The organism is Limnobacter sp. MED105, assembly GCF_000170915.1.
In the GTDB taxonomy this organism is placed as follows: domain Bacteria; phylum Pseudomonadota; class Gammaproteobacteria; order Burkholderiales; family Burkholderiaceae_B; genus Limnobacter.
In genome coordinates this window covers 1-7,614 of record NZ_ABCT01000035.1, presented here as the reverse complement: position 1 = coordinate 7,614, position 7,614 = coordinate 1, and the positions used below count along the sequence as shown (strand labels likewise).

Sequence of the window (7,614 nt, the reverse complement as noted above, 5' to 3'; positions counted from 1 at the left end):
GGGCAGGTCGCAGCTGCTGTTCAACGTGTCGGTGTAACCATCCCATACAATGTGTGCGCCACGGTAGCCTCCGCCACCCAATGCATTTTTCAAACCCACCACCAGTGGAAACGCACTGCTGATTTGCGCACCTTGCGTGGCAATGATGCTGGCAAAATCCGGCTGAGGTAGATCATTCCCGTTGTTGATGAAGGTATTGTCGAAAATATTCACCGCTTCGGAATACACATCCATGCGGCGGTCACCGTTCTCTCCCAGCAAATCGTAGCTGGTCAAAATAATACCGGCCGTGCCGTTGTTCTCAAACACGTTGTCGTAAATGTCGATTTTGTCGTAAGCCAGTGTGATCAAGCCCGAGCCACGAGGCACATTGGCCACAATCGAACCTGGCACAGCAAAGTTGTAGGTGTTGTTGTTGCGGGAAATGTTGTTGTACACCCTGGAGCGCGAACCATACTGGGTCAGGTTGTCCAGGTCGTACACCAGAAAACCACCGGAATTGCACTCCGCCAGGTTCTCGGAATATTCGCCGTCCTGAACGTTCTCAATCTCGAATCCAAACACGTTGAATGCGGCACGGCTTTTGCGAATTTTTGCAATATTGGTCTGGCCCACGTAAATACCGGCATCCGATGCACCAATACTTTCTGTTTCCTCCACCAGAATGTTGCGGCTTTCAACCGGGTAAATGCCGTAGCGCCCGGACGCCGTGCTCACCGTGTAATCGGGTGAAGTGTTGTCTGTTTCCAGTGGATTGGGGTTGGCCGGGTTGTGGCGCGCGGGGTCGGTACAGGCCACTTTGATTTCATCGCGAAAGTTGGCTGCTGTAATTGGGCGTTCTTCGGGCAGTTTGCGACCACTACTCCAGATGGCACGCACCTTTTTCAAAGTACCGTGGTTCACGCCTTTCATTTTGAACGCATCGCCGGGCGAATCGCCAATCGTCAGGTTACGCACGGTAATACCGCGCACATTCGAGGCCAGAAAACCTTCCTGCGAGGTGCTGTCGCGAAACGACAGGAAAGTTTCATCCATGCCGCAGCCTTCAATAATCACATCCTCGGTGGTTGTAATCTGAATGCCGGTTTTCAAATCAAAAAAGCCGCAATCAAACCTCAAAATGTCTTTGGGCTTGAGCTGCACCATGGCTTTGACCATTTCCTCGGTGGCATTGGGGCCAGGCTGAATCAGAAAAACCCGACCTGTCGACTCGGCCGGATTGATCACCGAACCACCGCCAGCGGTGTTGGTAGGGTCGTCGCTTCCGGAAGAAAGACAAGCAGAAAGTACCAGAGTTGAAAGGGAAAGGAGTACTGCTTGCAGTGCATGTTTGGAGTGAGCCACGTCCAACCTCGATCTTGTTATATGCATATGAGAAAAAACTGCTTGCCTGTACCTGTTACCACGCTAGAATCAAAGTGGATTGCGCTTTGTGTCGGCTAATTGACACTGCATGCGTGATGATTCATATTCGAATTGAAATGCCCGCGAACGCATTCACTCATATAAGAAACGGAGAGACATCAATGATTGATTTAAAACAACGCGCCGCACGCTTGCTGACGTGCCTGGCCATGGCTGGCAGCGGCCTGCTGTTGGGCACTGGTGCAATCGCCAGCGAACTGACACCCGAGAAAAAACTTCAAGCCGCCAGCCTGGCTGCGACTTGTGCGAACTGCCATGGCACCAATGGCCAAGGTGTGGAAGGCAGCGCTGTGACCGGGCTTGCCAACCTGAGTGTTGAATACATTAAAACCAATATGATCTGGTTCAAGACCGGGCAGCGCCCCGCCACCGTGATGCATCAACTTGCCAAGGGTTACACCGACGAGCAAATCGACATCATCGCCAATTACCTCGGCAAGAAAGACTAAGGAGCGCACCATGCAAAGAAGACAATTTTTACAAACCAGCGCATTGGCCACAGCCCTGTTGGGTGGCATGCCCCTGTCAGCCACTGCAAAAAGTGCCAAAGGCAAAGTAGTGGTAATCGGTGGTGGTTACGGCGGCGCAACCGCAGCCAAATACCTGCGCATGTTGTCCGGTAACCAGCTTGACGTAACCTTGGTTGAACCTAACTCCACCTTTGTTTCCTGCCCCATGAGCAACCTGGTGGTGGGTGGCATTCGCAAGATCAATGAAATCAGCACACCCTACACTGGCCTGACCCGCAACCATGGCGTCAAGATGGTGAAGGATTATGTGACCGCGATTGACGTTGAAAAACGCACAGTGAAACTGAAAAACGGCAAAACACTGCCCTACGACAAACTGGTTTTGTCACCCGGTATTGATTTGCAACTGGACAAAATTGAAGGCCTGGCTGCTGCCAACGCCAGCGGACAAATTTTGCAGGCCTGGAAAGCTGGTCCCGAAACCGTGGGCTTGCGCAAGCAACTGGAAGCCATGCCCGACGGCGGCACCTACATTTTGAACGTGCCACTGGCACCTTACCGCTGCCCCCCCGGGCCTTATGAACGCGCCAGCATGGTGGCCAACTACTTCAAGCAATACAAGCCAAAATCGAAAGTGCTATTGCTTGATGCGAACGCCGACGTGACATCGAAAGGCAAGTTGTTCAAAGGCGTGTGGGAAAGCGAATACAAAGGCATTCTGGAATATCGCCCCAACATGAAAGTAACCGGGGTGGATGGCGCCACAAAAACCGTTCGCTTTGAATTTGAAGAACCCATCAAGGGCGATGTGCTGAACATTCTGCCAGAACAGCGTGCTGGCAAACTGGCGGTCGATTCTGGCATTGCCAACCTGAACAAGCGTTGGGCTGAAGTGAACTACATGACTTTTGAATCGACTGTTGCGCCCAATGTGCATGTGATCGGCGACTCGGTGCAAGGCGCACCCATGATGCCAAAAAGCGGCCACATGGCCAACAGCCAGGCCAAAGTGGTGGCAGCAGCCATTGTTGCCCAACTTAGCGGTTGGGAGCCCAATGCTACTCCGTTGACCAACAACACCTGCTACAGCTATGTGACCACCAGCAACGTGATTCACGTGGCCAGTGTGCATGTGTACAACGCTGAAAAGAAAACCTTCCTGACCGTAGAAGGTTCCGGTGGCGTGTCTGCAGCCCCCAACGAACTGGAAGGAACTTACGCCTGGAATTGGGCCCAGAATATTTGGGCAGACACATTGGTATAAATTCCTTTGGATTGATTAGTTCACCCCGAAAAGCCGGCAAACGCCGGCTTTTTCTTTGAAATTGCTCCGGATTTACCCGAGGTTTTGTTCGATTTACTCAACAGGCGTGCTTTTTGACCGTTAATTGAATTGTAGTAAATACGCATACAAGCGTAATTTGAACAAAACGAGCCAGCAAACCTGAAAGCAATTAAAAGGGGACAACAAATGGCCGCTCAAACACCTGTATCCAGTCATCCCAAACTGGGCGTGGCCGACGTTGCCAAACTTGCGGCCCGCGAGGGCTATCTGTTTGGCTTAAGCTTTCTGTTTCGCCAACGTGTGGCGCAATTCGTTCCTGAATTCAGCCCCAATTTTCACAATCGGCAACTGCCAATCGTGTTCATGGTGCCTGGCTACATGGAAAAACCGGGCTGCTTTGCAACCCTGTATGAAGAACTGCTGTGGAGCGGCGTGCGCGTGGCCCTGTATCAGCCACGCTACGTGCTGGCATCAGTGCACGACATGGCCCGCGATTTTGGGCACTACATGGACACAGTGTTGGAGCAGGCTGAATGTGAAGATGCCAACACCTATCTGGTGGGCCATTCCATGGGCGGGCTGATTGTGCGCAAAGCCATGAGCACGCGTTGGCACAGTCACACGCAGGTGCAACACCTGTTTACACTGGCCTCGCCCAACAATGGCACACGCATGGCCCACCTGGGCGTGGGCGATTGCGCAATCGACATGCTACCCAACAGCGACTTCCTGAATGAATTGAATGTAGAAGACGACGCGCACCGCCAAAAAATGAGCAGTGTGATCGCCATTCCTGACGCACTGATTTTGCACCATCGATTTGCCCACCTGGAGGGTGCGGCGAATCATGTCATTGACCGCACTGGCCACATGGCCTTGCTGGACGAACCACGACTGATTGAATTGTTGAAACGAAAAATGCAGGGCCAAAACCCGCATCAATTGCTGGGCGCCTGATTCCCCCTAAAGATTAACTGCGTTTGCTGACCGATTTGAAATACAACTCGGATTGCATTTCGCGCACATGTACGCTGATTTGGGTTTGGGGGCCGTCGGCCTGAAGGCAAGTTCTTTCAAGCACTTTGAGCAACACCTGCCCCAAGTGCTCTTGTACAGTGAATTCACGGCCACTGAGTAACTCGACCGTGGCTGCAACAAAAGCATGCTCACCGCTCTCTGCAGCAGCCACACCCATGCGGTACGAACGTAAACCATGAATTCTGGTTTTGATATCAGCATCCATGAAAATACCGAGCCCCATCAAGGCCTTATTCACCTGGAGCAGCACCCAGGACTCATCCAGATTCTGAAGGTTGTCACTGTATTCAATCGTAATGTGGGGCATAGTGAAAGCCTGTGTATGTGACAAAACCGTGAAAGTTCATGGTTTTGTCTAGTATAAATTACCTACAAAACTGCTTGTCGTTCCAAAACCTTAGCGCGACAATGTTCACATTGAGCGCTGTAACAGTGTTCAACCTCATGTCTCCTCTTCTCCGCAAGCGAGAAAGGTTAAGCCGGCTTCTCACGAAGTCGGCTTTTTTTTATTCTGGGTTTGCTGCCTGCCCAATGTGCGCCTCAATCAACTGCGCCAGCACCTCAGGCTGATCGTGATGCACCATGTGCCCGGCGTTGTCGACAACCACGTGCTTCCAATTGGGCACACAGTGGAAACGGGTACGGAACGCGTCAAAATCAACCGGCTCACCAGCGCGACTCAACCACATGCCAGCCTCAGTCTGTTTGGCTTCCACATGCAACACTGGGGATTCAATATTGCTCCAGCAAGCCTGTGCCTCGGCCAATCTGTAACCAATGGGGTTCATGATTTTGTGCGCAGCATCGCCCAATAAGCTATAGCCATCGTTCTCTACCCGGCTCCAGAACTGCGCCAGGTACATCGCCTTCTCATCGCTCAGTCTGTGGTTGGTTTTTTGCAAACGCTTGGCCACCGCCTCCAGGCTGTTGTAGGTGCGCAATTCTTTGGGCGTTTTAATTTCATCAAGCCAATTGGAATAGCGCTTGGGTGCTTTCTCGGGCGGCGAATCGAGCATGCCAAAACCTTCCAGGTTCACCACGCTGCGAATACGCTTTGGCCGCACACCGGCATACATCATGGCGATATTGCCACCCATGCTGTGGCCTACCAGGTTCACTGGCTGCGTGGGCGAGAAGTGATCCAGCAAGGCATCAAGGTCGGCCAGGTAGTCTGGAAACCAATACGAACGTATGCCGGGCGAACCGTCTGCCACCGGCCAATCACTCAAACCAAAGCCACGCCAGTCGGGGGCGATAACCCGATAATCTTTTTTCAGGGCATCCACCACAAACTGGTAGCTGGCGCCCACATCCATCCAGCCATGCACCATGACCAGCAATGGCGCGTCGACAGAGCCCCAGCAATGCAAGTGGGTACGCAAACCGCGCAGGTCCAGGAAATGTGATTCGTGGGTTTTTATCGGAATGTAACTGTTCACTACTGGCTCACTTTGCTGACCGATGCTTTGCCGGCCAAGGCTTGTTGAAAGGTATGAAGAACGTCAGCGGGCATGGGTACCACTTTGCTGGCGTTGTAATTGAAAAACACGAACCCTGACTTGGCCAGTGCGATCAGGCGGCCATCTGCAGGGCGTGTAATCCTGAAAATAATGTCACAACCGTATTTGTTGAAATCCATCAGCCCCACTTCAAACAAAAGCTGGTCCCGCGCATGGGCTTCGCTTTTGTACATGGTGGCCAGGTCGGTCACGATAATTCCGGTTTTGTCTTCTGACAGTTCAGGCACACCCATTTGAAACAAAAACCGGGCGCGTGCCTCCGAGATCATGGAGATCATTGAATCGTTGGCCAAATGGTTGCCCGCATTGATGTCGGTAATACGCACCGTCAATGTGGTGGTGTAAACGAAGTTATCGTCTGGAAAATCCAGTTGCAGGCGAGCCATGAAAAATCTTTGATTTGTTAGCGCTGAGTGAAAGTGTATGCGATCTGCCCCCGTGCTGAATTTGACCCAGCACTCTAAACGGGAAAGAAAAACTGTCGAATTCGATATTTCAACTTATCATTCATCAAAACTTAACAAAACCGGAGACCTGCATGCCCAAACTGGATGCCGCATTGATCGACGCACTGGGAGAACCCATGCCCGAACTGGAGCAGCTTAGTGCTGCCAATCAAAAGAAGCTGGCCGCTGACCTGGCCGCCGCCCACCAAGCCCACGATGCTTTCTTGAAGCAAAGCATGGACAACGCGCTGGAACACATTCCCCGCTTGTTGCGCGGCACTGTCAAAAAAATCCTGGGGCTTTAAAACATGGACAGAAACACTGAACTGCGCCGCTTGGCGCAAGCACTGCACAAGTCTGCCGATGACTTGGCGTACCTGGACAAACTCGACGCCTTGGCTTTGCAAAAGCTGCGCACCAATTTTCAGAACAGCCTGTTGAACAAGTTCGGCCCAGTGTTTGAACGCATTGCAGGTGCAGGCAAATTGGCACCCGATTCCATCAGCGCCACCCTGTGCACCAAGGTGTTTGGCCCGGCGATTACGGCCAATATGTCTTACTTCACCCCGATGAGCAAAGCAGTCAGCCTGTGTAAACTTTTTGATGCCGACTTCATGGCTGAAGTGGCTCGCGAGCAAATTCCGGAACGCGCAGTGGACATGTTGGCTGAATTGCCTGTGGAGCAGTTGAAAAAAGTGACTGCCAAGCTGGTTGAACATGGCGACTTTCACGTGCTGGGCGGTTTTACCGACTATATTCCCGAGAAAAAAGCCATCGAGATCATGGAAGTGATCAAAGACCCGGCCGCCAACCTGCACATTTCCTTTTATGCGCAGCGCAAAGACCGCATTGCCAAACTGGCCAATATGCTGAACGACGAGAAGTTGATTGAACTGATCGCCGCAGCCTTTGCAGATTCAGGCTTGATGACTGAAGTTGGGTTGATCACTGCTGAAATGGATGCAAAAGCCCAGGAACGCATGGCCAAACTGACCGACAAGGTGAACAAGACTTACCGGGGTCTGGCCAAGGTCAAAGCGGAAGAACTTGGATATGCAGACCGCTTGAAGGCTTATTTCGCGGCTTGAGTGATTGGCGGGGTTGCCTTCGTTGTAGCTGTAGCCAACTCAGCGGGGTTGACCGATTATCGCCACCTCAGCAGGGCTGCCCGATTCCGCACAGAAAACCGCTTGATCCCTTGTTGAATTGATTCTTGCTCACCGAGCTCGGCAAAACACATGGCCGAGTCTCGGTGTTGGCTACTCGCCAAACGCTGCGAATGAATTCACAAGGGGCGGTTTTCTTAAATGTGCGGAACAGGCAAGCCCACTGCCGAGTTGGCTAAATCACCAGCGCCTGCGAGTCATCGGCTTGGAGCCCGATCAGCAGCGATGTCCCGATCGCCATGCCTTAAAGAAAACCTGCCCGTT

At 52.3% G+C, this 7,614-nt stretch carries 9 protein-coding genes; 5 read left to right on the top strand and 4 right to left on the bottom strand.

Annotated features, from left to right (window positions below; all coding sequences use genetic code 11):
- Positions 1 to 1,344: parallel beta-helix domain-containing protein (locus tag LMED105_RS15755; protein ID WP_040513810.1), on the bottom strand; the 1,344-nt coding region annotated here is incomplete at its 3' end.
- A 182-nt stretch (positions 1,345 to 1,526) separates the two neighbouring features.
- On the opposite strand from LMED105_RS15755, the gene LMED105_RS15750 reads away from it, so the two are divergent.
- From LMED105_RS15750 to LMED105_RS15740, 3 genes are all read left to right on the top strand, one after another.
- Entirely contained in the window at positions 1,527 to 1,874 is a 348-nt protein-coding gene (locus LMED105_RS15750; RefSeq protein ID WP_008253303.1) for a c-type cytochrome, read from the top strand.
- A gap of 10 nt (positions 1,875 to 1,884) precedes the next feature.
- The gene (locus LMED105_RS15745) at positions 1,885 to 3,159 is read left to right on the top strand and encodes an NAD(P)/FAD-dependent oxidoreductase (RefSeq protein ID WP_040513807.1); all 1,275 of its coding nucleotides are present in this window, start codon (positions 1,885 to 1,887) and stop codon (positions 3,157 to 3,159) included.
- Between the two features lie 207 nt (positions 3,160 to 3,366).
- Positions 3,367 to 4,137 (top strand): triacylglycerol lipase, encoded by a 771-nt coding sequence (locus tag LMED105_RS15740; RefSeq protein WP_008253298.1) that lies wholly within the window; start codon positions 3,367 to 3,369, stop codon positions 4,135 to 4,137.
- Between the two features lie 13 nt (positions 4,138 to 4,150).
- Here the strand turns inward: LMED105_RS15740 and LMED105_RS15735 are convergent, their stop codons facing one another.
- From LMED105_RS15735 to LMED105_RS15725, 3 genes are all read right to left on the bottom strand, one after another.
- Entirely contained in the window at positions 4,151 to 4,525 is a 375-nt protein-coding gene (locus tag LMED105_RS15735) for a 5-carboxymethyl-2-hydroxymuconate Delta-isomerase (RefSeq protein WP_008253296.1), read from the bottom strand.
- A gap of 199 nt (positions 4,526 to 4,724) precedes the next feature.
- Positions 4,725 to 5,657, bottom strand: coding sequence for an alpha/beta fold hydrolase (locus LMED105_RS15730; protein ID WP_008253295.1), 933 nt, complete (start codon positions 5,655 to 5,657; stop codon positions 4,725 to 4,727).
- On the bottom strand, positions 5,657 to 6,124 hold the full coding sequence (locus tag LMED105_RS15725; RefSeq protein ID WP_008253294.1) for a thioesterase family protein: 468 nt from the start codon (positions 6,122 to 6,124) through the stop codon (positions 5,657 to 5,659). The genes LMED105_RS15730 and LMED105_RS15725 overlap by 1 nt, the downstream gene beginning before the upstream one ends.
- A gap of 152 nt (positions 6,125 to 6,276) precedes the next feature.
- Here LMED105_RS15725 and LMED105_RS15720 point away from each other — a divergent pair, with 152 nt between their 5' ends.
- Positions 6,277 to 6,489, top strand: a complete 213-nt coding sequence (locus LMED105_RS15720) for a hypothetical protein (RefSeq protein ID WP_008253293.1) — start codon at positions 6,277 to 6,279, stop codon at positions 6,487 to 6,489.
- 3 nt (positions 6,490 to 6,492) lie between these two features.
- Positions 6,493 to 7,272 (top strand): hypothetical protein, encoded by a 780-nt coding sequence (locus LMED105_RS15715; RefSeq protein ID WP_008253292.1) that lies wholly within the window; start codon positions 6,493 to 6,495, stop codon positions 7,270 to 7,272.
- Positions 7,273 to 7,614: the final 342 nt, after the last annotated feature.